The sequence below is a fragment of the Streptomyces sp. GL_141 genome (assembly GCF_057834385.1).
Window position 1 is genome coordinate 7332929 of sequence record NZ_CM174402.1, and the last position, 26508, is coordinate 7359436.

At 73.1% G+C, this 26508-nt stretch carries 23 protein-coding genes; 9 read left to right on the forward strand and 14 right to left on the reverse strand.

All coding sequences use genetic code 11. The features are described 5' to 3' along the window. Window positions 1-22 precede the first annotated feature (22 nt). Complete coding sequence (locus AC3IX6_RS32710) at window positions 23-976, forward strand: IS481 family transposase (protein WP_489366900.1); 954 nt, start codon at window positions 23-25, stop codon at window positions 974-976. Between the two features lie 161 nt (window positions 977-1137). On the opposite strand, the gene AC3IX6_RS32715 is transcribed toward AC3IX6_RS32710, so the two are convergent. Further along, window positions 1138-2007, reverse strand: coding sequence for an EamA family transporter (locus AC3IX6_RS32715; RefSeq protein ID WP_489366901.1), 870 nt, complete (start codon window positions 2005-2007; stop codon window positions 1138-1140). A gap of 126 nt (window positions 2008-2133) precedes the next feature. Here AC3IX6_RS32715 and AC3IX6_RS32720 point away from each other — a divergent pair, with 126 nt between their 5' ends. Further along, a complete protein-coding gene (locus tag AC3IX6_RS32720; RefSeq protein WP_489366902.1) occupies window positions 2134-2715 on the forward strand; it encodes a helix-turn-helix domain-containing protein in 582 nt (193 codons plus the stop codon). A gap of 66 nt (window positions 2716-2781) precedes the next feature. Here the strand turns inward: AC3IX6_RS32720 and AC3IX6_RS32725 are convergent, their stop codons facing one another. Further along, window positions 2782-3624 carry an HAD family hydrolase gene (locus AC3IX6_RS32725; RefSeq protein WP_489366903.1) on the reverse strand — a complete coding sequence of 281 codons (843 nt, stop codon included), beginning with the start codon at window positions 3622-3624 and terminating at the stop codon, window positions 2782-2784. Window positions 3625-3768: 144 nt separating this feature from the next. Then, window positions 3769-4173, reverse strand: a complete 405-nt coding sequence (locus AC3IX6_RS32730) for a CoA-binding protein (protein ID WP_489366904.1) — start codon at window positions 4171-4173, stop codon at window positions 3769-3771. Between the two features lie 232 nt (window positions 4174-4405). Here AC3IX6_RS32730 and AC3IX6_RS32735 point away from each other — a divergent pair, with 232 nt between their 5' ends. Continuing rightward, window positions 4406-5032, forward strand: a complete 627-nt coding sequence (locus tag AC3IX6_RS32735; RefSeq protein ID WP_489366905.1) for a YigZ family protein — start codon at window positions 4406-4408, stop codon at window positions 5030-5032. 28 nt (window positions 5033-5060) lie between these two features. Here AC3IX6_RS32735 and AC3IX6_RS32740 read toward each other — a convergent pair whose 3' ends face one another. Beyond that, window positions 5061-6266 (reverse strand): NAD(P)/FAD-dependent oxidoreductase, encoded by a 1206-nt coding sequence (locus AC3IX6_RS32740; RefSeq protein ID WP_489366906.1) that lies wholly within the window; start codon window positions 6264-6266, stop codon window positions 5061-5063. A 186-nt stretch (window positions 6267-6452) separates the two neighbouring features. Further along, window positions 6453-8093, reverse strand: a complete 1641-nt coding sequence (locus AC3IX6_RS32745) for a LuxR C-terminal-related transcriptional regulator (RefSeq protein WP_489366907.1) — start codon at window positions 8091-8093, stop codon at window positions 6453-6455. 200 nt (window positions 8094-8293) lie between these two features. On the opposite strand from AC3IX6_RS32745, the gene AC3IX6_RS32750 reads away from it, so the two are divergent. Both AC3IX6_RS32750 and AC3IX6_RS32755 read left to right on the forward strand, forming a co-directional pair. After that, window positions 8294-9466 carry an exonuclease SbcCD subunit D gene (locus AC3IX6_RS32750; protein WP_489366908.1) on the forward strand — a complete coding sequence of 391 codons (1173 nt, stop codon included), beginning with the start codon at window positions 8294-8296 and terminating at the stop codon, window positions 9464-9466. Next, window positions 9463-12474, forward strand: a complete 3012-nt coding sequence (locus AC3IX6_RS32755; RefSeq protein ID WP_489366909.1) for an AAA family ATPase — start codon at window positions 9463-9465, stop codon at window positions 12472-12474. The genes AC3IX6_RS32750 and AC3IX6_RS32755 overlap by 4 nt, the downstream gene beginning before the upstream one ends. Window positions 12475-12508: 34 nt before the next feature. Here AC3IX6_RS32755 and AC3IX6_RS32760 read toward each other — a convergent pair whose 3' ends face one another. The 4 genes from AC3IX6_RS32760 to AC3IX6_RS32775 form a co-directional block, all read right to left on the reverse strand. After that, entirely contained in the window at window positions 12509-14236 is a 1728-nt protein-coding gene (locus AC3IX6_RS32760; protein WP_489366910.1) for a DUF885 domain-containing protein, read from the reverse strand. A gap of 153 nt (window positions 14237-14389) precedes the next feature. After that, complete coding sequence (locus AC3IX6_RS32765; protein WP_489366911.1) at window positions 14390-15847, reverse strand: GNAT family N-acetyltransferase; 1458 nt, start codon at window positions 15845-15847, stop codon at window positions 14390-14392. A 115-nt stretch (window positions 15848-15962) separates the two neighbouring features. Then, the gene (locus tag AC3IX6_RS32770; RefSeq protein ID WP_489366912.1) at window positions 15963-17561 is read right to left on the reverse strand and encodes an alkaline phosphatase D family protein; all 1599 of its coding nucleotides are present in this window, start codon (window positions 17559-17561) and stop codon (window positions 15963-15965) included. A 137-nt stretch (window positions 17562-17698) separates the two neighbouring features. After that, entirely contained in the window at window positions 17699-18538 is an 840-nt protein-coding gene (locus AC3IX6_RS32775; protein ID WP_489366913.1) for an alpha/beta fold hydrolase, read from the reverse strand. A gap of 436 nt (window positions 18539-18974) precedes the next feature. On the opposite strand from AC3IX6_RS32775, the gene AC3IX6_RS32780 reads away from it, so the two are divergent. Together AC3IX6_RS32780 and AC3IX6_RS32785 are read left to right on the forward strand one after the other, a co-directional pair. Then, complete coding sequence (locus tag AC3IX6_RS32780) at window positions 18975-19736, forward strand: GntR family transcriptional regulator (protein WP_489366914.1); 762 nt, start codon at window positions 18975-18977, stop codon at window positions 19734-19736. Between the two features lie 117 nt (window positions 19737-19853). Next, complete coding sequence (locus AC3IX6_RS32785) at window positions 19854-20054, forward strand: hypothetical protein (protein WP_489366915.1); 201 nt, start codon at window positions 19854-19856, stop codon at window positions 20052-20054. A gap of 128 nt (window positions 20055-20182) precedes the next feature. Here AC3IX6_RS32785 and AC3IX6_RS32790 read toward each other — a convergent pair whose 3' ends face one another. The 3 genes from AC3IX6_RS32790 to AC3IX6_RS32800 all read right to left on the reverse strand — a co-directional run bounded on the left by AC3IX6_RS32790 (window position 20183) and on the right by AC3IX6_RS32800 (window position 23301). Further along, window positions 20183-21340 carry an ROK family transcriptional regulator gene (locus AC3IX6_RS32790; protein WP_383942172.1) on the reverse strand — a complete coding sequence of 386 codons (1158 nt, stop codon included), beginning with the start codon at window positions 21338-21340 and terminating at the stop codon, window positions 20183-20185. Window positions 21341-21452: 112 nt separating this feature from the next. Continuing rightward, a complete protein-coding gene (locus tag AC3IX6_RS32795) occupies window positions 21453-22103 on the reverse strand; it encodes a response regulator (RefSeq protein ID WP_489366916.1) in 651 nt (216 codons plus the stop codon). Window positions 22104-22107: 4 nt separating this feature from the next. Then, a complete protein-coding gene (locus AC3IX6_RS32800; RefSeq protein ID WP_489366917.1) occupies window positions 22108-23301 on the reverse strand; it encodes a sensor histidine kinase in 1194 nt (397 codons plus the stop codon). A 108-nt stretch (window positions 23302-23409) separates the two neighbouring features. Between AC3IX6_RS32800 and AC3IX6_RS32805 the strand changes: the two genes are divergently transcribed. Together AC3IX6_RS32805 and AC3IX6_RS32810 are read left to right on the forward strand one after the other, a co-directional pair. After that, window positions 23410-24321 (forward strand): ABC transporter ATP-binding protein, encoded by a 912-nt coding sequence (locus AC3IX6_RS32805; RefSeq protein WP_489366918.1) that lies wholly within the window; start codon window positions 23410-23412, stop codon window positions 24319-24321. Between the two features lie 26 nt (window positions 24322-24347). Next, the gene (locus AC3IX6_RS32810) at window positions 24348-25097 is read left to right on the forward strand and encodes an ABC transporter permease (RefSeq protein ID WP_489366919.1); all 750 of its coding nucleotides are present in this window, start codon (window positions 24348-24350) and stop codon (window positions 25095-25097) included. A 37-nt stretch (window positions 25098-25134) separates the two neighbouring features. Here AC3IX6_RS32810 and AC3IX6_RS32815 read toward each other — a convergent pair whose 3' ends face one another. After that, window positions 25135-25785, reverse strand: a complete 651-nt coding sequence (locus AC3IX6_RS32815) for an HAD family hydrolase (protein WP_489371630.1) — start codon at window positions 25783-25785, stop codon at window positions 25135-25137. 394 nt (window positions 25786-26179) lie between these two features. Further along, entirely contained in the window at window positions 26180-26452 is a 273-nt protein-coding gene (locus AC3IX6_RS32820; RefSeq protein ID WP_489366920.1) for a YrhB domain-containing protein, read from the reverse strand. Window positions 26453-26508: the final 56 nt, after the last annotated feature.

Sequence of the window (26508 nt, forward strand, 5' to 3'; positions counted from 1 at the left end):
CACCGAACGACAGAAGGCCCTCATGCCCCACCGTAATGCACCCCTGACCGAGACCGGACGGTTGCGCCTTGCCCGCTGTGTGGTCGTGGACGGCTGGCCGCTTCGGCGGGCCGCCGAGCGTTTCCAGGTCTCGCCGACGACCGCCCAGCGGTGGGCCGACCGCTACCGCTCCCACGCTGAAGCAGGCATGAGCGACCGGTCCTCGCGCCCGCACCACAGCCCACGCCGGACCCCGACCCGCACTGAACGCCGGATCATCAAGGTCCGACTCACCCGGCGGTGGGGACCGGCCCGTATCGCCCACCTGCTGGGCCTGGTGCCCTCGACCGTCCACCGCGTGCTGACCCGGTTCGGGCTGGCCCGCCTGTCCCACCTGGACCGGGCCACCGGCCGTGTCATCCGCCGCTACGAACGCGCCAAGCCCGGCGAGCTCGTCCACGTGGACATCAAGAAGCTCGGCAACATCCCCGACGGCGGCGGCCACAAGACCCTCGGCCGCCAGGCCGGCCGCAGAAAGCGGCCCCGCCTGGGCTACAGCTACATCCACACCGCCGTCGACGACCACTCCCGCCTCGCCTACAGCGAGATCCTCACCGACGAGAAGAAGGAAACCGCGACCGCCTTCTGGCAGCGGGCACACGCCTACTTCACCAGCGTCGGGATCACCGTCGAGCGCGTCCTGACCGACAACGGCTCCTGCTACAAATCCCACCTCTGGCGGGACGCCCTGGCAGCAGCCGGGATCACCCACAAGCGAACCCGGCCCTACCGACCCCAGACCAATGGCAAGGTCGAACGCCTCAACCGCACCCTCGCCGAGGAGTGGGCCTACGCCCGCCCCTACCGCTCAGAGCAGGAACGACGCGACGCATTCCCCCGATGGCTCCACACCTACAATCACCACCGCGGACACACCGCACTCGCAGGCAAACCACCCGCCAGCCGCGTCCCCAACCTCACAGGGCAATACACCTAGGCCCTCTCTTTCGGATCTTGCCTGGCCCGCGTCGCCCGGCACCGCACCTCGCCGCGCTGCCGAGGCACCCGAGTACGTCCAGTACGTGGGAGCCCCGGCAGCGCGGCGAGGCACGGCACCGGACGACGCGGGCCTGACCGGCAAGATCCGAAAGAGACGGCCTAGCCCGCCGCCAGGAGGACCGTGCCCGCCAGGGCCAGGCCCGCGCCCGCCGCCTGGACGGTGCGCAGGCGTTCCTTGAGGACGGCGAAGGCCGCCAGGGCGGTGATCACCGGGTAGAGGGAGGAGAGTACGGCGGCGGTGGTGACCGGGCCGTGCTGGGCGGCGATGGAGTAGGTGCCGTTCGCCGCGACGTCGGCGAGTCCGACGAAGGCGAGCGCCGGCAGCAGCCCCCAGAGGACCTGCCGGCCGCCCGTATCCGCAGGGAGGGCCGGGACGCCGCGCCGGGTCCGCACCCACAGGGCCGTGCCGCCGACGGCGACGTTGGTGACGCGCTGGACGAACAGTGCGAGGAACAGGCCGGGCAGGGTGGAGGAGGCGGGGGCGATCAGGGCCATCACCGCGCCGAAGCCGAAGGCCGCGACGAGGGTGAGGACGACGGCCTGCCGCTGTACGGGAGCGCCGCGCAGCTCGGGGCCGCCCGCGAGGACGATGCCCACGACGGCCACCGCGATCCCGGCGAGCTGAGCGGCGCCGGGCCGTTCGCCCAGGAGCAGCCCCGCGGCCATCGGCACCACCACGCCGAGGGATCCGAGCGGGGAGACCACGCCCATCGGGCCGAGGGCGAGGGCCTTGTAGAAGCTGAGCATCGCGACCGGACCGACCAGCCCCGCCCCCACGGCGAACCAGAGCTGCGGTCCGGCCTCCCGCCAGGCGCCGGTGCCCAGGACCACCGCGCCCAGCACGAGGACGGCGAGGACCTGGGAGGCCACGACCACCGTGAGGGCCGGTATCCGGCGGGTCAGCAGCCCTCCGCCGAAGTCGGCGAGGCCCCACAGGGCGGCGGTGGCCAAGGCGAACAGGGCGGTCATGGCAGGCCTCGCAGTACAGTGCGCTGAACGGTGGAGTACACGATGAAGTACGCGTGAAGTACAGCGCACCATAGTTCAGCTTATTGAACCCTGTCATCCAAAATATTGTACGGAGTGGATGGAACGGTGTCGGACCTCGAACAGCTCACCCAGGCCCTCGGCCGCAACCTCAAGCGCTGGCGCGGGGAGCGCGGGTTCACCCTGGAGGCCCTCGCCGCCCGTGCGGGGGTGAGCCGCGGCATGATCATCCAGATCGAGCAGGCCCGTACGAACCCCAGTGTCGGCACGACGGTCAAACTCGCCGACGCGCTCGGCGTCAGCATCACCACCCTCCTCGACCACGACCGCGGCCCGCGGGTGCAGGTGGTGCTCCCGGGGCAGGGGGTGCGGATGTGGTCCACCGAGGGCGGCAGCGGCGCGAGCATGCTGCTCGGCGACGACCGGCGCGGGCCGGTCGAGATGTGGACCTACCGGCTGGAGTCCGGCGAGGGGACCGCCTCGGATCCGCACCCGCCGGGCACCTTCGAGATGCTGCACGTCACGGTGGGCGAGCTGACGCTGGTGGTCGCGGACGAGACGTACGCCGTACCGGCCGGCGGGGCCGTCTCCTTCGAGGCGGACGCGGCGCACGCCTACCGCAACGAGGGGTCCGGCCCGATGGAGATGACCATGGCGGTGTCCATCCCACCGGTGACCGCGCACGGGTGACCTCCGTGCCTGACCTCCCGTGCCTGACCGCCCGTGCGCGACCGCCCGCCCGCGACCGCGGCGCGGTCAGCGCGGGCCGGCGACCCCCAGGCCGGCGGCGTCGCGGCTCGCCTCGTGGCCTGCCGCGCGGAGCACCGGGTGCGTCGCGACCAGGTCCTGGCAGACGGCCAGGACGTTGCCCCGGTCGGCCATGATCCAGTCCCGGTCCATCGCCCAGCCCCGCAGGACCGGGTCCGGTTCGAAGGCGACCGCCAGCCCGACCTGCTCGAACACCTCGGCGTCGGAGGGGGAGTTCCCGATGGCGAAGGAGCTCCGGCGGTCCACGGGGCTGCCCTTGGTCGCGGTGCGCAGCGCCGCGCGCTTGCCGCCGGGCAGGGCCGGCGCCGTGGTGAGGGCTCCGGTGCAGCGGCCGCGCCGGAACTCGGCCCGCATGCCGTGGGCCTCACCGATGCCCAGCTCCGCCGCCGCGCGCCGGACGATCTCGTACGGGCTCCCCGAAATCAGCACCGTACGCAGCCCGGCGGCGTGCAGGAGCCGTACGAGCTCGTCGGCGAAGGGCAGGATCCGCTTCCGGGCCGCCGGCCAGGCGGCTTCGGCGGCCCGCTCCACGTCGGTCCGGTCCGCGCCTTCGAGGGCCCGCGCGAAGTGGCCGTAGAAGGCGGCGGCGGTCGGGGCGTGGGCGGCCGTGCCGCCCTCCGGATCGGCGCCCTCGGCGCCCTCGGCGCCCTCGTTGTGGTAGTCCGCTATCGCGTCGAGCGCCGCCCGTCCGGCCGCCGGATCGCAGACGCCGCCGGTGATGAGGGACTCCACGAACGGGGCCGCCAGTGATCCCTCGGCCAGGGTCCCGTCGAGGTCGAGCACGGCGATGCGGGCGTGGCTGTGGGCATGGCTCTGGGCACGGCTGATCACGGCGGGACTCCCTGGTCGGGGTCGGTCTGAGGTGCGCGGCAGACCCCGACGGGGAGGCGCGGTCTCAAGTATTCGTACCGTTTGGGCGGTTTGGATACTTGAGCCGCGTTGAAAGGGTTGAAGGGCGGGCGGCCCCCGGAAGCCCTACAGGGCGGGGATCTCGATCGCCGGGCAGCGGTCCATGATCATGTCCAGTCCGGCCGCGCGGGTACGGGCCGCGGCGGCCTCGTCTACCACGTTCAGCTGGAACCAGACGGCCTCCGCCCCCTTCGCGACGGCCTCGTCGGCGACCGCACCCGCAAGGGCGCTGTTCACGAAGACGTCCACCACGTCCACCTTGAACGGGATCGCCTCCAGCGAGGGGTAGCCCTGCTCGCCGTGGACCGTCTCGGCCTTGGGGTGCACGGGGATCACGCGCTTGCCGTACCGCTGGAGCACCTCGGCCACCCGGTACGCGGCCCGGTCCTGGTTGTTGGACAGGCCCACCACGGCCCAGGTGTCACCGAGCTCGGTGAGGATCTTGCGGATGGTTGCCGGATCGCCGTACACGCGTGCCGCCTCCTGCTACTGGTCCTGCTGCGCCTGACCGCCGATTGCCGCCAGTGACTGCCGCCAGCTAGATCAACGGAAAACCCGCGCGCCGGATTCCCCGCCGACGCCCGGGCCCGGGCGCAGCCGCGAGCCTCGTTGCCGGCGAGTCAGTGCCCGGCGGGGGCGGGTCGGAGGCGCGTCCGGTTCTTCTCCGGCCGGTCAGGCGTGGGCCACGGCTTAGGGTGGGCGGGTGAAGGCAGACCAGTACGTGACGGTGGCCCGTGAGGGTGTGCACGAGTCCGAGATCAACCGTTCGCGGTTCCTGTGCGCGCTCGCGCCCGCGGCGACCGAGCGGGAGGCGCAGGAGTTCGTCGCGCGGATCCGCAAGGAGCACCCCACCGCCTCGCACAACTGCTACGCCTACGTCATCGGCGCCGACGCCTCCGTGCAGAAGGCCAGCGACGACGGCGAGCCCGGCGGCACCGCCGGGGTGCCGATGCTGCAGATGCTCACGCGCCGGGACATCCGCTACGCCGTCGCCGTCGTCACCCGCTACTACGGCGGCGTGAAGCTCGGCGCCGGCGGGCTCATCCGTGCCTACGGCGGGGTCGTCGGCGAGGCCCTCGACGTGCTCGGCACCGTCACCCGGCACCGGTACCGGCTGGTCACCGTCACCGTCGACCACCAGCGGGCCGGCAAGACCGAGAACGACCTGCGCTCCACCGGCAGGACCGTGGTCGACGTGCGCTACGGGGCCGCCGTGGAGATCGAGGTCGCCCTGCCCGAGGCGGACCTGCCCGCCTTCGCGGCCTGGCTCGCCGACAGCACCGCCGGGAGCGCCACCCTCACGCCGGGCGGGGAGACGTACGCGCCCTGAGGCGGCTTCCGAGGGACTGGACTTCGGATCAGCTCACCGGCTGCGCCGCCTCCATGAGCCGCGGGTCGGAGAAGAACTCGCCGGGCTTGGTGAGGCCCGCGTTCACCCGGACGAAGCCGTCCATGGTGTCCTGGCTCTCGGCGACCTTGCCGAGGACCTGCTGCATCTCGGGCGGCGGAGGTCCGAGGGCCGCGAACTCGGCGGTGAACTCGTACATCTGCATGACCCGTTCGTCCCTCGCCTGCTGGTAGCCGCGCATGGCGTCGCCGAACGCCCTGCGGCCCGCGAAGGTGTCGCCAAGGGCCCGTGCGCACAACTCGGCGTCCTGGAAGGCGTCCTGGATTCCCTGGGCCGTGATGAAGTCCTTCAGGTACCCGGCGTCGCCGACCAGCGCCCACCCCGGTCCGTAGGGGACCCGGAAGTGGTTCTCGACGGCGGTGCCGACCAGTCGTCCGGTACTGGTGGCGGAGGCGATCCGGTCGGCGAAGGCCGGCACCCGGTTCAGGGTTTCGTGGTAGCCGCCCTCGATGTCGGCGCGGTTCGCCTCGAAGTCCCGCATCGGCAGTCCGCAGATCACCAGCGTCACGTCCTCGTTGGTGGGCCAGGCCGCGAAGGCGCGCTCGCCCCGCATGTACGCCTCGAACCCGCCGTGCATCGGCATGTTCGCCCAGTACGTGTAGTAGCTGACCTGAAGCTTCGGCTTCTCCGCGTAGCGGGGGGCGTCCACGGCGCGGGCGACCATCGAGTGGGCGCCGTCGGCGCCGATGACGACCCGGCCGTACTCGGTGGCGGCGGCCCCGTCCGGGCCGTGGCCGCGGATGCCGGTCACCGCGTCCCCCTCCGTGACCAGGCCCTCCACGGTGAACTTCTCGCGCACCTCGGCGCCGGCCTCCGCCGCGGCGTCGACGAGGATCTTGTCGAGGACGGTCCGCCGGGGCGCGTACGAGCCCTGGAAGCCCAGCCCCGCCGGCGACCCGGAGATGACGAGGGGGCCCAGGTCGAAGGTGTACGTGGTGATCTCCGGGCAGCCGGTGGCGACGACCCGGTCCAGCAGGCCCCATCGCCGCAGGGCCGCGAGCCCGGGCGGGTGGATGAGGTGGGTGGAGAGCGTGTCGCTGGGGAAGGTCGCCCGGTCCACCACCAGGACCCGGTAGCCCTGGCGGGCCAGCAGCATCGCCGTGCTCGCGCCCGCACAGCGGGCTCCCACGATCACGGCGTCGTAGGTTCCGGTCATGTCGATCGCCTCCCCGAAGGAGTGGGGCTCTTGTGCTTCCACGGTAGGCGGCGGCCCGGACCCCTGCCTCGGGAGAACCACCCATCGCCGTCGATGGGTGGTTCTCCTCATCCGCGGTGGTACGCCGGGCGGGGGCGTCGGCCGCGCAGGGGCCGCGCCCCGCGACGGGGGCCGCCCCCGCTCCGCTCAGGCCAGCCCGTGCTTGTGCGCGTAGGCGGTCGCCGCAGACCGCGAGCCCACCCCCACCTTGGCGAAGATGTTCCCGAGGTGCCGGGCGACCGTCTTCTCGCTCAGGAACAGGCTCTCGGCGATGACCCGGTTGGACTCGCCCGCCGCCACGTGCCGGAGCACCTCCAGTTCCCGTGTGGTGAGCAGCCTCGCCGTCCGGCGGCCGGCGCCGAGCGCCAGTTCCTCGGCGCGCACCAGGTCGGGGGCTGCCCCCAGCTCCCGGAAGGTCTCCGTGGCCGCGCCGAGTTCCAGCCGCGCGGTCACCTCGTCGCCCGCCTCCCGGCAGGCCAGGCCGAGCAGCAGTCGGCAGCGGGCGGCCTCGTACGGGACTCCGAGCGCGCGGAACGCGGCCGCCGCCGGAGGCAGCACGGCCTCGGCCTTCGCGGTGTCGCCGGTGGCGAGCAGCAGCGCCCCCGCCGCGTACCCGGCGCGTGCGGAGAGCAGGGGGCTGCCGACCGTGTCGGCCCTCGCCCGCAGCTCCGCCGCGGCCTGCCGGGCTTCGTCGGTGCGGCCCTCGGCGAGGGCGATCTCCACGTGGGCGGGCAGGAGCCGGCATCGGGTGGCGGCGTCGGTTCCGGCGGCGTCCAGCGCGGTCCGTACGGCCCGGCCCGCGGCGTCTGCGTCCCCGGAGGCCAGGAGGAGCAGGGCCAGGCCGGGCTGGGCGGTGTGCCCGAGCCGGCCGGCCTCCCGGTAGGCCCGCTCCGCCTCGGCGTACTGGCCGCGCAGCCGCCGGACCTCGCCGATCTGGTAGTATGCGCCGTCCGCCGACTGGCGGGCGGGCTGGGCGAGCAGCCACCGGCAGGCGTGCTCCGCCTCGTCCAGGGCCCCGGCCCAGTCGCCGTGCAGCCGCATGATCTCCACCCGGTGGATCATGCAGACGCCCCTGTACGGCACGGCTTCCTGCTGGGCCCCGCACCAGGCTGTCATCCGCTCGGTCCATTCGCGGGCCCGCCGCAGGTCGAAGATCTGGTGGCAGGCGGAGATCACCGCGCAGTAGGCGAGCCCCGTTATCACCGGTGAGACCTCGCCGGCGGTCACCGCGACCATCGCCTCGTCGAGCAGCCTGATGCCCTCGGCGGTCCCGCCGAGCTGGACCAGGCTCTCCCCGACGCCGACGAGGGCGAAGTTCACGAGGTCGGGGTCCTCGAACCGGATGGCGCGGTCCAGTACGTCCTGGAAGGCGGCACGGGCCGGTTCGGCCTCCCCGGCCAGACTGAGCCGCAGGCCTTCCACCGCCAGGAGGTATCCCTCTTCGACGGTGCCGGGGGCCTCGGCGGCGAGCAGCCGCCGGGCCCGGGCCACCCAGCCGGTGCTGCCGGCCCACTGCCCGCGCAGCACCAGGTCCAGGGCCAGCCAGAACACGCAGCGCACGGCCCCGATGGTCTCCCCGCGGCTGAGCCGGGCGTGGTGGGCCCGGGTCCAGGCGTCCTCGGTCACCTGGTCCCGGCCGGTCATGTGCGCGACGAGTCCCAGGAGCTCCAGCTCGTCCGGGCCGAGCGGCGAGCGCCGGTCGGCCTCCGTCAGGGCTTCGTAGGCGTCCGCCCAGTCCCGTCGCGCCACCGCCTCACGGGCGAACCGCGATCCGGTCGCGGAATCCATGTCTCCAGTTTCCCAGGCCCGGGCCGGCGTGCCCGGTGGCCGGAGGGCCCGGCGTCAGGATCCGGGCCCGGCGGTCGAGGTGAGGGGTGGATCAGGGGGTGGCATGCGTTAGCGTGTCGGGGGGCGCTTGTGGGTCCTGGGCTGGTTCGTGCTGGTTTTAGAGGGGCAGTAGGGGTAAACGTGCAGGTCGGGGCGATTCTGTGAAGTTCCTGCACACCTCCGACTGGCATCTGGGGCGGAGCTTTCATCGGGTGAACCTGCTCGGTGCCCAGGCTGTTTTCATCGATCACCTTGTCGAGGTCGTGCGGGAGCACGAGGTCGACGCCGTGCTCGTTGCCGGTGATGTCTACGACCGGGCCGTGCCGCCGCTGCCTGCTGTCGAGCTGTACGACCGGGCCCTGCACCGGCTCGCCGATCTTGGTGTGCCGACCGTGATGATCTCCGGGAACCACGACTCCGCCCGCCGCCTCGGTGTCGGGGCCGGGCTGATCGGGCGGGCCGGGATCCATCTCAGGACCGACCCCGCCGGGTGCGCCGACCCCGTGGTGCTGGCCGACGTGCACGGTGACGTGGCGTTGTACGGGCTGCCGTACCTGGAGCCCGCCCTGGTGAAGGATGAGTTCGGCGCCTCGAAGGTGAGCCACGAGGCCGTGCTCGGCGCGGCCATGGACCGGATCCGGGCGGATCTGGCCGGACGGGCGCCCGGGACGCGGTCCGTCGTGCTCGCGCATGCCTTCGTCACCGGCGGGCAGGCCAGCGACAGTGAGCGCGACATCACCGTCGGGGGCGTCGAGGCCGTGCCGGCCTCCGTCTTCGACGGGGTCGACTACGCCGCCCTCGGCCACCTGCACGGCTGCCAGACGATCAACGAACGGGTCCGCTACTCCGGTTCCCCGCTCGCCTACTCCTTCTCCGAAGCCGATCAGCGCAAGAGCATGTGGCTCGTGGAGATGGGGGAGGGCGGGGAGATCGTGAGTGCCGAGCGGGTCGACACCCCTGTGCCGCGCGGTCTCGCCCGGGTCCGGGGGCCGCTGGAGGAGCTGCTCTCCGAGAGCGCGTACGACCGGTACGAGGACTCCTGGCTGGAGGCCACCCTCACCGACCCCGTCCGGCCCGAGGACCCCATGGCCCGGCTCGCCGTCCGCTTCCCGCACACCCTCAGCCTGGCCTTCGACCCCGAAGGCCGGAGCGAGGACGCGGGCGGGTCCTATGCCCAGCGGCTGAAGGGGCGCAGCGACCGGGAGATCGCCGAGGACTTCGTCGCCCACGTGCGCGGGGGCGGCGGCTTCTCCGACGAGGCCGAGCGGGACGTCCTCCAGGGTGCCTTCGACGAGGTACGGGCCGAGGACAGCCGGCAGGAGACCCACCGATGAGGCTGCACCGGCTCCGCATCACCGCCTTCGGGCCCTTCGCCGAACCGCAGGAGATCGACTTCGACGCCCTCTCCGGCGCCGGGATCTTCCTGCTGCACGGTCCCACCGGCGCGGGCAAGACCTCCGTCCTCGATGCCGTCTGCTACGCCCTGTACGGGTCCGTTCCCGGCTCCCGGCAGGCCCCGGGCACCAGTCTGCGCAGCGACCACGCGGCCCCGGACGCCCCGACCGAGATCACCCTCGAACTCACCGCGGGCGGGCGACGCCTGGAGATCACCCGGCGGCCCGAACAGGACCGGCCCAAGAAGCGCGGCACCGGGACGACGAAGGACAAGGCGCAGAGCTGGCTGCGCGAGTACGACGGGGAGAAGTGGGACGCGCTGAGCCGGTCCCACCAGGAGATCGGCGAGGAGATCGAGCAGCTGCTCGGCATGAGCCGCGAGCAGTTCTGCCAGGTCGTGCTGTTGCCGCAGGGGGAGTTCGCACGCTTCCTGCGGGCCGACGAGGTGGCGCGCGGCAGGCTGCTGGGCCGGCTCTTCGACACCCGCCGGTTCGCCGCCGTCGAGACGCTGCTGGGTGAGCGCCGCCGCGCCGCCGAGGCCAAGGTCCGCGCCGGTGACGAACAGGTGCTGCACACCGCACAGCGCCTCGCCCAGGCCGCCGGGGACGCCGCCGACCTGCGCGCCTGGCCGCTGCCCCGGCACCAGCCGGGCGACCCCGGACTCGCCGGGGCGATCCGTGCCTGGGCCGCCGTCGCGCGCTGCTCCGCCCGGGAGCGGCTCACCGTCGCCGAGTACGCCCTCGCCGCCGTCGAGGGGCGGTACCACGCCGCCCGGCGGGCCGCCGAGGAGGCGCGGGAGCTCGACCGGCTGCAGCGCCGGCACGCGGAGACCACCCGCCGGGCGGCCCTGCTCACCGAGGCCGGTCCGGAGCGGGAGCGGGTGCGCGCCCTGCTCGACCGGGCCCGGCGCGGAGCCCTGGTCGCCCCCGCCCTGGAGCTGCGCGGAGCCGCCGCCGGTGCCCACATGGCCGCCGCGCACGCGGAGTCGGTGGCCCGGGCGGAGCTGCCGCCGCAGCTCGCCGAGGCGGGGACCGAGCAGCTGGCCGCGGTCGAGCAGCGGCTGCGTGAGGATCTCGGAGCCCTCGGAGCCGCCCGCCGCGCCGAGCAGCGCAGCGCCGAGATCGGCCGCGAACGGGCCGACCTGGAACGGGAGTCCCGGGCCGCCGAGGAGCAGCAGCAGGAGACCGCCGAGTGGCTCGGCCGCTGGGACGCCACCCGGACCGAGCTGGCCGGGCGCGCGGACGCCGCCCAGCAGGCCGCGACCCTGGCCGAGCAGCTCGCCGGCAAGCTGGAACCCGCCCGGCTGCACCTGCACGCCGCCCGGCGGCGCGACACCCTCGACGCCGACGCGGAGCGGGCCTCGGGCGAACTGCTCACCGCGCGCGAGGAGTCGGCCGCCACCCGGGAACGCTGGCTGGAGCTCAAGGAGACCCGGCTGCGCGGGATCGCAGCCGAACTCGCCGCCGCCCTCGTGGCGGGAGAGCCCTGCACCGTGTGCGGCGCCGCGGAACACCCCGCTCCGGCCCGGCCCGCCCCCGGTCACGTCGACCGGGCCGCGGAGGAGGCGGCGCACGCCCGCTTCGAGGGGGCCGAGGAGCGCCGGGCCGGCGTCGAGCGCAGGCTGGCCGCCGTCCGGGAGGCCCGCGCCGAGGCCGCGGCCGCCGCCGGCGAGGCCACCACCGCCGAACTCCTGGAACTCACCTCCGGGCTGAGTTCCCGTCACGCCGAGGCGCACGCCGCGGCCGCCGGACTGCACACCGCCCGCGAGCGGCTGGCCCGCGCCGAGCGGGAGCATGCCGTGCGCAGCGCCGAGCGGAGCGAAGCCGAGGCCCGGGCCGCGGCCAGGGCTTCGCGCCGGGAGGCGCTCGACCGGGAACGGGCCTCGCTGGAAGCGGAGCTGGCCCTCGTGCGGGCGGACGCGCCCAGCGTCGCGGCCCGCGCCGGAGTCCTGGAGGACCGGGTCCGCATGGTCACGGCGGCGGCCGCCTCGCTGCGCCGGGCCGAGACCACGGCCGCCCGGCTGAAGGAGGCCGACGACCAGCTCGCCGACGCCGCCTTCAAGGCCGGCTTCGACACCACCGAGGAGGCGGCCGAGGCCGTGCTCCCCGAGTACGAACGCAGCGCGCTCCAACGCCGCACCGACACCTGGCAGGCGGAGGAGGCCATGCTGGCCGACCGCCTCGGCGAATCCGACACCGCCGCGGCGGCGGCCCTGCCCCCGGCCGCGCCGGAGGCGGCCGAGGCGTACGCGGCGCTGGCCGCCGCGAAGCTTCGTACGGCCGGGTCCGCCGTGGACGCGGCCCGGGTCCGGTGCAGGGACCTCGACGGGCTCTCCCTCCAGGCGGAGCGGGAGCTGCGCTCCCTGGGACCGCTGCGCGAGGCCTACGAACGGGTGGCCCGGCTCGCCGGACTCACCGCGGGCACCTCCGCGGACAACGAGCGCAAGATGCGGCTGGAGGCCTACGTGCTCGCGGCCCGGCTGGAACAGGTCGCCGCCGCGGCGACCGTACGGCTGCTGCGCATGTCGGGCGGCCGCTACACCCTGCTGCACTCCGACGCCAAGGCGAGCGGACGCGGGCGTTCCGGGCTCGGGCTGCACGTGGTCGACGCCTGGACCGGCAGCGAGCGGGACACCGCCACGCTGTCCGGCGGCGAGACCTTCTTCGCCTCGCTCGCCCTCGCGCTGGGCCTGGCCGACGTGGTCACCGACGAGGCGGGCGGCATGCGGCTCGACACCCTCTTCATCGACGAGGGGTTCGGCAGCCTCGACGACCAGGCGCTGGACGAGGTCCTCGACGTGCTGGACTCGCTGCGCGAACGCGACCGCAGCGTCGGCATCGTCAGCCACGTCGCCGACCTGCGGACCCGGGTGCAGGCCCAGCTGGAGATCGTCAAGCAGCGCGGAGGTTCCGTGGTGCGGCACCGCACGGCGGGCGGAACGGGCTGAACCCGGTCCGCCCGACCGCGGTGGGGTCAGGCGGTCAGAGCTTCGACAGCTCGTCCACCAGGTCGTCCAGGCCGAGCGAGCCCTGGGACAGCGCCGCCATGTGCCAGGCCTTCAGGTCGAAGGAATCGCCGTGCGCGGCACGCGCGTTGTCACGGCCCAGCAGCCAGGCGCGCTCGCCCAGCTTGTAGCCGATCGCCTGGCCCGGCATCGACAGGTAGCGGGTCAGCTCGCTCTCGACGAAGTCGCCCGGCCGGCCGCTGTGCAGGCCGAAGAACTCCTGCGCCAGGTCCACCGTCCAGCGCTCGCCCGGGTGGAACGGCGAATCCGCCGGGATCTCCAGGCCCAGGTGCATGCCGATGTCCACGATGACCCGCGCGGCGCGCATCATCTGGCAGTCCAGGTAGCCGAGTCGCTGCTCGGCGTCCTTGAGGTAGCCCAGCTCGTCCATGAGCCGCTCCGCGTACAGCGCCCAGCCCTCGGCGTTGGCGCTGACGAGACCGACGCTGGCCTGGTAGCGGGAGAGCTGGTCCGCCACGTGCGTCCACTGCGCCAGCTGGAGGTGGTGGCCCGGAACGCCCTCGTGGTACCAGGTGGAGACCAGGTCGTACACGGGGAAACGGGTCTGCCCCATCGTCGGCAGCCAGGTGCGGCCCGGACGGGAGAAGTCCTCGGACGGGTTCGTGTAGTACGGGGCCGCGGCGCCGCCCGGAGGCGCGATCCGCGACTCCACGCGCTTGACCCGCTCGGCGAGTTCGAAGTGCGTGCCGTCGAGGTTCTCGATGGCCTCGTCCATCAGGCCCTGCAGCCAGGCCTGGACCTCGTCCACGCCCTCGATGTGCGTACCGTGCTCGTCCAGGTGCTTGAGCACCTCCCAGGGACCTGCGTCCGGGAGGATCTTGGCGGCTTCCGTCTTCATCTCCGCCAGCAGCCGGTGGTACTCCGACCAGCCGTAGGCGTACGCCTCGTCGAGGTCCAGGTCGGTGCCGTTGAAGTAGCGCGACCAGCGGGCGTAGCGCTCGCGGCCCACCGGGTCGGGCTTGCCCTCGACCGCGGGGGCGTACACGTCCCGCATCCAGTCGCGCAGTTCCACGACGGCGGCGGTCGCGGCGGCGGCGGCCTCGTCCAGCTCGGCGCGCAGCGCCTGGGGGCCGGCGGCGGCGAACTCGGCGAAGTAGCCTTCGCTGCCCTCGCCGTCGGTGCCCTCACCCTCGGAGCCCTCGCCCGCCCAGGCGGTGAGCTGCTCGATGAAGGTGGTGGCGGGGCGCGGGCTGCCGAACAGACCGCGGTCCAGGCCGAGCGCGAGGCACTCGCGGTAGCCCGCGTACGCGACGGGTACGGCGCGCAGCCGCTCGGCGATCGCGGCCCAGTCCTCGTCGGTTTCGGCCGGGGTCAGGGAGAAGACCTCGCGGACCGCGTGCGCGGGGGAGTGGATGTTGCTGACCGCGCGCAGGTCCTCGTCGGCTTCGTGGACGGCGAGTTCGGCGGTGAGCCGCTCGCGCAGCAGCCGGGCGCAGCGGCGCTCGACGTCGCTGTCGGCGCCGGGCAGGAGTTCGGCGGCGTCGAGCTTCGCGAGGGTGGCGCGGGAGAGTTCGGCGGCCGCCGCGCGGCCCGCGGGGGAGAGGTCCGGGAGCTTGCCGGAGCTCGCGGCGACACCGAGATAGGTGCCCGTGATCGGGTCGATGGCGATGAGGTCGTCGACGTAGGCATCGGCGACCTGACGGGGCAGCCGTGCGGTGCTGTCACTGGTGATGATGTCTGACATGTGGACATCTTCGTATGCGGGACGGGTCCGCGTCATCACCAAAGATCGCCAGCCTGCTGACGAAATGATCGCACCCGGCCTCCATCAGCCACCCCATCGTGGCCGAGGGGACCGGCACGCCTCAGGCGTGAGCGACCGGCCGCGGGGTCCGGCTCACTGCCTGCCGCGGGGCAGGCCGCGGGATTCGCCCGGGAGCTCGTACGGCAGCCGGGAGCTGACCGGGGTCGCGTCCAGCCGGGCCGTGATCACCAGGGTGCCCTCCTCGATCTGGTAGTCGAGGGGGAGGCCGAGACCGCGCATGGCGGCGACCATGCCGGTGTTCTGGGCCTGCGTGACGGCGTACACGCTGTCGCATCCGGCCTCGACGGCCATCCCGATCAGCCGGCCCAGCAGCTCGGAGCCGATGCCGCGGCGCTGCCAGTCGTCCTCGATGAGCAGCGCCACCTCGGTCTCGTCGCCGTCCCAGAGCAGGTGGCCGAGGGCGACGAGCTTGCCGGAGGCGGTGGTCGCGGCGAGGGTGCGGCCGAAGCGCGGGCTCAGCAGGTGGCCGAGGTAGCGGTCGGCGTCGGCGACGGGCCCGTGGTAGCGCAGGCCGAGGGTGCGCTCCGAGCAGCGGTCGTGCATGGCGCGGGCCGCGGGCAGGTCGGAGCCGTCCGCGCGGCGGACGGTGATCTCGTTGCCCTCGGGGAGGGTCAGCACGTCCCGGCTGCGCGGGACCCGCGGGCCGAGCCGGGCGTCCAGCTCCACCAGCGCGCGGGCGCGGGCGAACTCGGTCGGGGTGAAGGGCAGGTAGGGCCGCTCGATGGTGATGGCACCGCCCGACGGGTCGCGCAGCTTCATGACCGTGGCCTCCAGGACGCCTTCGACGGGCGCGTCGGCGCCGGCGTTGGGGCGCCCGGAGAGGGTGGTCGCCGGGATCGAGTGGATGGTGCAGCGGCCGAGCAGCTGGCGCAGGGCGAGCGGCAGCTCGGCGGCGTCCAGCGCGGTGCGCGTGGCCAGCCCCAGGACGCGGGTCGGGGTGTCGACCAGGTCGTGGGCGTCGGCGCGCTCGATCCAGGTGCTGTGGCCGCCGGCGCCGGCGATGGCCCGGGTGAGGTCGGCGGAGGGAAGCTGCTGCGGGGCGCGCAGCAGGAACTCGTCCACCGTGCCGCCCTCGGGGAGGGGGTGCGTCTGCAGGGTCAGGATGTCGACCCCGCTGCGGGCGAGGGCGGTGCAGAGCGCGGCGAGGCTGCCGGGCTCGTCGCGCACGGTCGTCCGCATCCGCCACAGGGCGGAGGCCGGCGGGGCGTCCGTAGCGCCCGTACCGTCCGCAGCGGTCGTACCGTCCTCGCGGGCCGCCTCCCCGAGGGCGCCGTGGTCCGGGAGAGCGGTGTCCGTGGGCGGCGGCGCATGGCTGTGGCGGCGTGCCCACCAGGTGTGGAACGCCGCCGTGACCAGGAGTGCGACGGCCGAGGCGACGAGCAGCACCGGGCCGCGGGGGCCGTGCACGACGAGATTGGCGATGGCGTCGGCGACCGCGACGGCGCAGAAGAGAGCGGCGAGTTCGACGACGTCACGGCGCCAGTGGTGGCGGTGGGGACGCTGGGCAGGGGCAGGAATACGCTCAGTCATGCAGACCACTGTGACGCAAGGGTGTTGCGTGATCACGAACGATCTGTGACCGACTGGTTAAGGATCCATCTGGCCGATTTCGCCCTGTTTTCCGGCCGATTTCAGATGTCGACCCCTACTGCCCCACCCGTCCCGGCTGCAGGGTCCGCGTGAACAGTACGCCGCCCCCCTGACGGCGCAGCCGGACGGTGAGCTCGCCGCCCTCCCCGTCGATCTCGACCTCCCCGTAGTACGGGGGGTTCTCCGACGGGGACATGTTGGCGAAGGGTGCGGACTGGACGTACACCATCTCCGGGCCGAAGGTGGCGTCCAGCCGGCCGGCGGGGAACCCGCCCGCGCCGATGGGGCCCGAGACGAACTCCCAGAAGGGCGCGAAATCGGTGAAGGCGGCCCGCTCGGGCGCGTAGTGGTTCGCGGCCGTGTAATGGACGTCGGCGGTGAGCCAGAGGGTGCCGGTGATGCGCTGGTGCTTGATGTGGCGCAGCAGCTCGGCGATCTGCAGCTCGCGCCCGAGCGGCGCACCGGGGTCGCCCTGGGCGACGGCCTCGAAGTTCGCGGCCCCGTCGGCCACCACGATGCCCAGCGGCATGTCGGCGGCGATCACCTTCCAGGTGGCGCGGGAGCGCGACAGCTCGCGCTTGATCCAGGCCAGCTGCTCGGGGCCGAGGATGCCGATGGGGTCGTCGGTCTGGCGGCCGGGGGAGTTCGCGTCGCGGTAGGTGCGCATGTCGAGGACGAACACGTCGAGCAGCGGCCCGTAGCGCATCACCCGGTACATCCGGCCCTCGGCGCGGCCGCCGCGCAAGTCGGTGACCGGGAAGTACTCGCCGAAGGCCCGGCGGGCCCGGCCGGCGAGGGTGTCGACGTCCTTCACGGTGTACCGGGGATCGTCGAGGATCTGGCCGGGGTACCAGTTGTTGCGCACCTCGTGGTCGTCCCACTGGGCGAGGACCGGCACCTGGGCGTTGAAATCGCGCAGGTTGCGGTCGAGCAGGTTGTAGCGGAAGTTGCCCCGGAACTCGGCGAGGGTCTCGGCGACCTTCGCCTTCTCCTCGGTGGTCACGTTGTGCCACAGGGTTCCGTCGCGCAGCGGTACGGAGGCCTGGATCGGCCCGTCGGCGTAGATGGTGTCCCCGCTGAAGAGGAAGAAGTCGGGGTCCCGCAGCCGCATTTCGTCGAAGACGCGGTAGCCGCCGAGCTCCGGGTTGATGCCCCAGCCCTGACCGGCGAGGTCCCCGGACCACAGGAAGCGCACGTCGCGGCGGCGGGAGGCGGGCGTGGTCCGGAAGGTGCCGTGGACCGGCTCGCCGCTGCGGCGCGGATCGTCGGGGTCGGCGAGGATCACCCGGTAGTGGATCTGCTGTCCGGGCGGGAGCTCGCGCAGGGTGGTGGTGCCGGTGAAGTCGGTGTCCGGGCCGAGCAGCGGGCCGCGGTGGCGGCGGACGGCGTAGCGGAACGACTCGCTCGGCGAGGTCTCCACGTACATCCGCGCGGACCGGTCGGAACGCGTCCAGACGGTGGCCGAGTGGGCGGTGATCTCGCCGGACTGGACCCCCCAGAAGGCGTTCGGGCGGTCCGAGCGGACGAAGGCGGGCGCCGCCGAGTGGGCGGGCGTGGCGAGGGCGCCGGTGAAGGCGCTGGACAGGGCGAGGCCCACCGGAACGGCGAGGGAACCGCCGAGCAGGGAGCGTCGGGTGTGCGGCAGAGGTGCCATCGGTGCGTCTCCAGAGGCCGGCGGGGACGGGCCGGACCAGTGTGCCGCCGTACACCGGCCGCACACCGGACCGCCCACGTCGTGCACGCGAACCATGCGTGAACACTGGTGCGCACGGCTGACGCTCCGTCAATACGTCAGCGGGCGAGCTTGGTTGTGTCCAGGATGACGCGGGCGACCAGGGCCGGGTCGTCGTTCATGGGCACGTGGCCGCAGCCGGGGAGCCTGACGAGGCGCGCGCCGGGGATGGTCTGCTTGGCGCGGACGCCTTGGCGGCGCAGGAGCAGCCGGTCACGACTGCCCCAGGCGATGGTGACGGGCAGACCGGGCAGATCCGCGGTGAACCGTACGGAGCCGCCCGCGGCCAGGGTCTGGTCGAAGCCCGTGGCCTCGCGCAGGGCGACGGTCTCGGCGACCACGGAATCGGGCGATCGGCGTCCCGGTCGCGCGTAGATGCTGCCGGTGAGCGCGGCGCGTCCGGCGGCGCTGCGGGCGAGCCGTTCCACGGCGGAGTGGGGCAGCGCGCCGGCGCCGGCGCGCATCGCCCGCAGTGCGGTGAAGGCGTAGCGGCGTTCCCCCTCCGACCAGAACCCGGCGGGGGAGAGGGCGGTGACCGAGCGCGCCAGGCCGACGCGCCCCATCTCCAGGGCGAGCAGCCCGCCGAGGGAGTTGCCCGCGACGTGCGGCCGCTCTATCCCGAGCGCCGCGCAGAGCGCGCCCAGCGCCGGGGCGATGGTGTCCAGATCGTACGGAATCCCGTGCGGCAGCGGCTCCGAGACGCCGAAGCCGGGCAGGTCGACGGCGATCACGTCGTACTCGGCGGCCAGGATGCCGGTCACCGGGCGCCATGCCTGGAGGTGGTGGCCGATGCCGTGGAGCAGCAGGAGCGGCTCGCCCGCGCCCTTGCGCTCGTAGGCGGCGGTGGTGGTGCGGGGGCCCAGCGGCGAATCGATCGTGAAGGAGACCGTGGCGGTCATGCTGCTCCTCGTCGGGGGTCGGGCGGCTTCGGCGGCCGTGTGAGACGGCTTGTCAGTAGTCTCTCTCGGCTGGTTACCGCCCGGTAGCCCCCGGGGGCAGGACTTCTGTCTTTCGCGGCGCTCTCCGGGGGTCGTTCTTACGGGTCCGCGCGAGTCCTCCGGAGGTTCTCCGGGAGGTCGTTCGGGAGGTGATCCAGGAGGTCGTCCGGGGGTGACTTTCGTGACGTCTCCGACCCGCCTTCGGCCGTGCTCGCGAACATCCCGTGAACAGGTTGATGCATATGCCCGATCTGCCCGGTAAAGCGGTGAGCATTGGTCTTGACCAAGGGGGTGCGCCGTCCTATCGTCGCAGGCATAGTGCAGGAACCTTTAATAAACAAAGGCGCGGAACTCACGCTGGAACACGGCGAGTGCGGCGATTGCAGGAGGAGTCAGGGTGGGGACCATGCAGCTCGAATCGGTGCCGGAGCCGAAGTACTTGCACCTCAAGACCGTCCTCAGTGAGGCGCTCGACCAGGACTTCGCCGTGGGTGAGATCCTGCCGAACGAGCGCGAGCTCGCCGCCCGCTTCGGTGTCGCCCGGGCGACCCTGCGCCAGGCCCTGGAGCAGCTCGAGCTCGAAGGCCGCCTCCAGCGCCGCCGCGGCGTCGGCACCACCGTCGCCCCGCCGCGCGTGGGCGTCGACGTCGGCGGTGCGCAGCACAGCTGGCCCGGCGAGAGCGTCGACGGGTGGGAGCCCGTGGACGCGGCGGAGGAGGCCGTGCTGCCCCCCGCCCTCCTGAAGCTCCTCGGGACCGCCCCCGGCGAGATGGTGCTCGCGGTGCGCCGCAGCCGCGTCGAACAGGGCCAGGTCCTCGCCGCCGAGCTGCTGTACGTACCCGCCACCTCGGTGCCGGGCCTCTCCGCGATCGACGCCCCGGCCGGTCCCGCGCGCGCCCGCGCCGTCATGCGCGAGCTGCAGAAGCTGGTCCTCGACGGACAGGACCGCTCGGTGGAGCTCGGCTCCGCCCGTGCCGAGGACGCGAAGGAACTGGACCGCCTGCCGGGCGCCCCGGTCCTGCTGGTCACCACCCGCTACTTCACGGCGGCGGGCACGGCGGCCGTCTCGGTGGCCACCTACCGGGCGGACACCTGCCGGCTGACCTTCGGCGACTCGGGCGACGTGCAGATCACCCACGACGCCCGGGTTGCCTCCTGACCACCACCCGCTGACCGGGGCCGCCACCCAGCGGCGGCCCCGCCCACCGGACGGACGCCCCCCGCTTTCACCCCGCCCGGCGCTCGAGGCGCGGGTCCGGGCGGAGCCCGGGGAACGGTGGAAGGGCGGGTAGGGGACTCCGCCCCGCAGGGACTCACCGACTCCGCCTCGCAGGGACTCACCGACTCCGCCTCGCAGGGACTCACCGACTCCGCCTCGCAGGGACTCACCGACTCCGCCTCGCAGGGACTCACCGACTCCGCCTCGCAGGGACTCACCGACTCCGCCCCGCAGGCTCGACCGGCGCCCGAGCCCTGAGCACCGGCGCGCGCGTCGATCCGCAGCCCGGGAGGCACCGGCGACGGCGCGTCGCACCCGCATCACCACCGCGCCCCCCAGGGGATCCGCGGCGCCGGGCACCGGCACGTGGACCGGGCCAGAAGGGATCAGCGGCGCCGTGCGGTGACCGTCTTCTCCACCGCGAACAGTTCTTCCTCCACATGGTCCAGCGCCAGCCGCAGCGCCCCCGTGGCCACCGCCGCCTCGCCCAGCAGCGACAGCGCCACACGAGGCGGCCGCAGACAGTAGCGCTCCAGTTCCCGGCGGAGAGGATCGAGCACCCCGTCCAGCCCGGCCGCCCAGCCGCCGACCACGACCAGCTCCGGATCCATCGCCAGGACCAGCGCGGCCACGTCGTGGACCAGTCGCTGGATGAACCGCTCCACCGCTGCCACCGACCCCACGTCCCCGCGCTTGGCCATCGCGAAGACCTCCGCGACCGCCCGCTCGTCCAGCGGGTGCAGCGGTTCGCCGGTCGTCGAGAGCAGCTTCTCCGGGGTGACCTCACGTCCCAGCAGGTGCAGTGCGCCGATCTCCCCGGCCGCCCCGCCGAAGCCGCGGTGCAGCCGGCCCCCGATCAGGGAGCCCGCTCCGGGGCTGAGTCCGGCCATCACGAAGACCATGTCGTCGGTGTCGGTCGCGGCGCCCTTCCAGTGCTCGGCGACCGCCGCGGCGTTGGCGTCGTTCTCCACCTGCACCGGGCAGCGGAACGAGCGCCGGAGCCGTTCCCCGAGCGGCAGCCCGGTCCAGCCGGGCAGGGCCGTGCCGAGGCGGACGGTGCCGTCGGCCTCCACGATCCCGGGGCTGCCGACGCCGACCGCCCGCAGGGAGTCGCGCGGTACCCCGGCGCGGCGCAGCAGGTCGGCCACCGCACCGCGGACCCGTTCGAGCCGTTCGTCGGCGGAGGCCGTCTCGGCGACCTCCTTGGTGCCGGCGCCGATCACCCGGCCGTCCAGCCCTGACAGCAGCACCGCGATCCGGTGCGCGCCGATCTCCACGCCGAGCAGGTGCCCCGCCTCCGCGCGGAAGCGGAACCGCCGGGCCGGGCGTCCCTGGCGCCGCGCACCTTCCTCCGCGCCCGCCTCGACGACGAGGCCCGTCCCGATGAGCCCTTCGACGACGCCCTCGACGGTGGGCCGCGAGAGCCCGGTGACCCGGGTGAGGTCAGTGAGCGTCGGCGATTCGGCCGCACGCAGGGCCCGCAGCACCACGGCGGAGTTGATCCGCCGCAGCAGAGAGGGGTCCCCGCCGGTCAGCTGCCCCAACGTGTGTCCTCCCAGCTAGCGAGCTTGTCAGCCGGATCGTACTGCTCACCGGCCGCGGCGGCGAGAAGCGGCCCCCCATCGGCCGGAATCCGGCCTTCCCCTCGTGGGCCGGTCAGGCCGGAGCGACGAACCCCGACTCGTACGCGGTGATCACGGCCTGGGTCCGGTCACGCGCCCCCAGCTTCCCCAGGATCGCGCTGACGTGGGACTTCACCGTTTCGGTGCCCACGATCAGCTCGCGGGCGATCTCGATGTTGGTCAGCCCCTTCGCCATCAGCCGGAGCACGGCCTCCTCGCGCTCGGTCAGCGCCGCACGCTCCAGTACCGTCCGCGCCTGCCGGTTCCCGTACTCGGCGGCCAGCGAGCGGACCGCCGAGGGGAAGAGCAGCGTCTCGCCCTCCGCCACCAGCCGGACCGCGTGCACGATCTCCGACGGACGGGCCCGCTTCAGCAGGAACCCGTCCGCGCCGGCCCGCAGTGCCTGGTAGACGTACTCGTCGTTCTCGAAGGTGGTGACCACGAGGATCTTCGGCGGCGAGTCCACGCTCCGCAGGACCGCCCGGGTCGCCTCGATCCCGTCGAGCAGCGGCATCCGTACGTCCATCGCCACGACATCGGGGCGCAGTTGCCGTACGAGCGGGACCACCGCGGCGCCGTCGGCGGCCTCGCCGATCACCTCGATGTCGGGCTGGGCGTCCAGGACGGCGCGCAGACCAGCGCGCACCAGGGGTTCGTCGTCGACGAGCAGTACGGTAACCGGCATCCGGTCAGCGTATTCGCTCCAGCGGCAGCCGCGTGCGCACCCTCCAACCCCCCTTGTGCGGACCGGTCTCGGTCTCCCCGCCGAGCAGTGCGGCCCGCTCGCGCATCCCGCGCAGTCCGGTGCCGCCGCCGGTCATGACGGAAGGCCGGTCCGGCAGCGGATTGGTCACCTCCAGGTCCAGCCGGTCGGCGACCATGCCGATCCGCACCCGTACCGGTACGGGACCGCAGTGCCGCAGCACATTGGTCAGCGCCTCCTGCAGGATCCGGTACCCCTCCTGGCTCACCGGGTCGGGCAACTGGTCGAGCGGGCCGACCAGTTGCGCGTCGACGGTGGCGCCGGAGGCGCGCGCGGACTCGAACAGCCGGTCGGCCTCCGCCAGGGTCGGCCGCTGGGAGGGCCGCTGGCCGGACTCGCGCAGGACGCGCAGCACCCGGTCCAGGTCCTCCAGTGCGGCCCGGCCCGTCTCCTCGATCGCACTCAGCGCGCGGTCCGTGAACTCCGGATCGCCCGCCGCCCGCGCGGCCCCCGCCTGGACGACGGCGACGGTCAGGGCGTGGCCGATGGAGTCGTGCAGCTCCCGCGCGATGCGGGTGCGCTCCAACAGCTGCTCGGTGCGCACCTCCAGTGCGGTGAGCCGCTCCGCGGCCGAGGGCCCCAGGAGCCGGCGGGCGATGGCCGTGATCATGTCGCCGAGCAGGACCACGACGACGATCAGGATGACCGGCGGCAGCGGAGCCAGCGCCCACGCCGCCCAGACCGGGAATCCGGCGGGTATCACGTTCTCGGAGGTGACCCTGCTGCCGAGTCCGGCCGTTACCAGCTGGACCGTCAGCATCGGCAGCCACACCGTGGCCATCATCACGGCGAAGGAGACGACGAGCCGTATCTCCAGCCACAGCAGGGTCCGCCAGCGGTCGCTCCAGGTCTGGGACCCGACGGCGCTGAAGTTGTTCTCCTCGGCCTCCCGCGTGCCCCGGGCGCCGCGCTCGGAGGGAGTGAGGAGGAACTGAGCCTGGAGTCCTTCGGCCACCCGCATCCAGGGCAGCAGTCCCAGTGGTACGACGAGGACGAGCGGTACCCACGGAGCCTCGGGCTCGATGAACATCCAGACGGCCAGCATCAGCATGGGCACGCACAGATGCACCCAGCGCGAGTAGGTCACTGGGCGCAGTGCGGCGCGGAACAGTCGGTGCATCCCCTGATCGTCGCAGTTCGGGGCGGTGCGGCTCCTCCCCCACGTGGGGGAGGAGGAACCCTCGCATGGGGGAGGAAGAGGGGTGGGGCCGGCGGCGAACCTTGAGACATGAACAGCATCGAGATCCGAGAACTGACCAAGGAATTCGGCCGGACCCGGGCCGTGGACCACCTCACCTTCGATGTCATGCCCGGCCGCGTCACCGGCTTCCTCGGGCCCAACGGGGCCGGGAAGTCGACCACGATGAGGCTGCTGCTGGGACTGGACCGGATCACCTCCGGGACGGCCACCATCGGCGGCCGGCGGTTCACCGAACTCTCCGATCCCCTCCACACGGTCGGGGCCCTGCTGGACGCGCAGTCGGCGCACGGAGGCCGTACGGCCCGCGATCACCTGCGCTTCCTCGCCGCGGCCAACCGCATCCCGATGAGCCGGGTGGAAGCGGTCCTGGAGCAGTCCGGGATCGCCTCGGCGGCCAAGCGGCGGATCAAGACCTTCTCCCTGGGCATGCGTCAGCGCCTCGGCATAGCGGCCGCGCTGCTCGGAGACCCGGAAGTGCTCCTCCTGGACGAGCCCACCAACGGCCTCGACCCCGAGGGCATCATCTGGATCCGCGAGCTCATGCGAGGCCTGGCCGCCGAGGGGCGCACGGTCCTCGTCTCCAGCCACCTGATGACCGAGACGGCGGCCCTCGCCGACCACCTGATCGTGCTGGGGCGGGGCAGGTTGCTGGCCGACACCTCCATAGAGGAGTTCATCGACGCCCGCAGCACCCCGAGGGTGCGGCTGCGCACCACGGACCCCGTCCGGCTCCGGGCGACCCTGGCCCGGGACGACTTCGAACTGGTCACCGCCGAGGGCGGGCGATGGACCGTGGACGGCATGCAGGCCGAGCAGCTCGGCGTCATCGCAGCCCGCGAAGGCATCCCGATGCTGGAACTCATCGACGAGCGGGCCTCCCTGGAGCAGGCCTACCTCGATCTCACCGCGGACAGCGCCCAGTTCGCCGCCACCCGCTGACCCATTCCTTCCAAGGAGGCTTCCCCATGAGCACCGCTCTGCCCACCGTCCCCGTCCTGCACTCGGAATGGATCAAGATACGGTCCCTGCGCGGCACCTTCGGGGCGCTGATAGCCGTCTTCGCCGCCACGGTGGGCATCCAGGTGCTGACCGCCTCGCTGATCGGCACGGCAGAGGAAGGCAGCATGGGAGAAGACCCCCTCCTCGCGGCCTTCTACGGCCTCAACTTCGGGCAGATAGCCGCTTTCGCCTTCGGGGCGACCGCGCTGTCCGCGGAATTCCACAACGGCGCCCTGCGCACGTCGCTGACCGCGGTGCCGAACCGTACGCGGCTCTACCTGTCGAAGATGGCCATGGTGGGAGGACTGGCCTTCCTGGTCGGCCAGGTCACCGCAGTGGCCACCTTCGTCGGCGGGCAAGCCTTCATGGGTCCGTACACCCTGGAACTGGGCAGCCCGGGCACCTACCGTGCGATCTTCGGCTGCGGCGCGTACCTCGCCCTGATGGCTCTGCTCGCGGCGGGACTGACGGCGGTGCTGCGCAGTGCTTCGGCCGTGCTGAGCCTGCTCATACCCTTCGTGCTGATCCTGTCGTTCGTTCTCGGTCAGGCTTCCGAGGGCGTTGCCGGCTACCTGCCGGACCGTGCCGGCCAGATGATGATGCGGCTGGACACCTCGGTGGGCCTCGCCCCCTGGGCCGGGCTCGGAGTGCTGGCCCTGTGGGCGCTGGTCGCGGTGGGCGGCGGATGGCTGTCGGTGCGGCGGCGGGACGCCTGACGCAGGACCGGCTGCCGGACCCCGCCGCCCGGCGGGGTCAGTGGTCGGCGAGGAGGGCGGGGAGGTGGCGCATATCGTCGAAGACGACCGTCCCGGGGCCTTCGAGCTGCTCGGCGGGGGTCAGCCCGCCGGCGTAGCCGAAGGCCCGCATCCCGGCGGCGCGGGCGGCCTGGACGCCGGGCCGGCTGTCCTCGACGACCGCGCAGGCGGCGGGATCCACGCCCATCCGCCGCGCGGCGTACAGGAACAGGTCCGGGGCCGGCTTGCCGCGGGAGACATCGGTGGCGCTGTGGATGCGACCCGCGAAGCGTCCGTAGAGGCCGGTGCGGCCGAGGGTGTGCCGCATCTTCTCGTGGGAGCCGCTGGACGCGACACACGTCGGCAGCGCGATCGCGTCGAGCGCCTCCGGCAGCCCTTCGACGGGGGACAGCGCGATGTCCACCGCCTCCCGGTGACGTTCCTCGAACAGGTCCCACCAGAGGGCGGCCGTCTGCGGGCCGAGCCGTTCGGTGATCTGCTCACGGATGGAGACGGAGGAACGCCCGATGAACCGCTCGACGACCTCGGCCTCGGTGAGGGGCCAGCCGAGCTCCGCTCCCAGGGAGACCTGCACACGGGCGGCTATCCGCTCGCTGTCGACGAGAACCCCGTCGCAGTCGAATATCACGAGCTCTATCGGCTTGAAGATCACCCCCGGAGAATAGACAGCCCTCCAGACTGACCGCGGGCGAGGGTGGTCCAGGAGCCGGCGTCGGCAGGCCCAGGGTGTTCGGCGGCTATGCGGAGACGGGCGTTAGTCCCGGGCCATGGCGGCGGCGGCCCAGCGGGCGATGAGCCCGCTGCAGTTGGGCAGTACCCAGATAGGGGCCGGCTACAGAGCAAGGGGGCCTGCGGGGCGTGGTGGGACCTCCGACGGCCAAGGAGTAGTCACGCGATCACGGAATGTCGCGACAGGATCCATAGAGGCATCCAGCCGTCACAACGCTGCGCACCATGGCGGACGGGGACACGGTCGACGTGACCCTCGAACCGGTCGGCTAAGGGCTGTCCCGTAACTGTGGTCGCGGACAGCTGCAGCCATTTCAGGCGGTCGGCTTCCTCCAGAGATGCCGCTCGTCGAGGGTCCCGAACCGTACGTCTCCGCGATCAAGGTCGACGAGGATGGGCCAGCAGTCCAGCAGCATGTGCCTGTCGTTCCGCGACGCCAGGTACCGCACGGAGTTGTAGGGCACGATCAGCAGCCGACCACTCTCGCGGACTCGCTCTGCGTCGACGGCAAGAGGCGGCTCGTCCTCCCGCTGGCTGCGCGCGAGGAACTCCACGGCGAGCTGCAGGGCTTCGTCCTGCTGCATCATGCATCTCCAGTTCGTTGGCTCAACGAAACGCACCCTACTGGTCCTGGAATGATCTT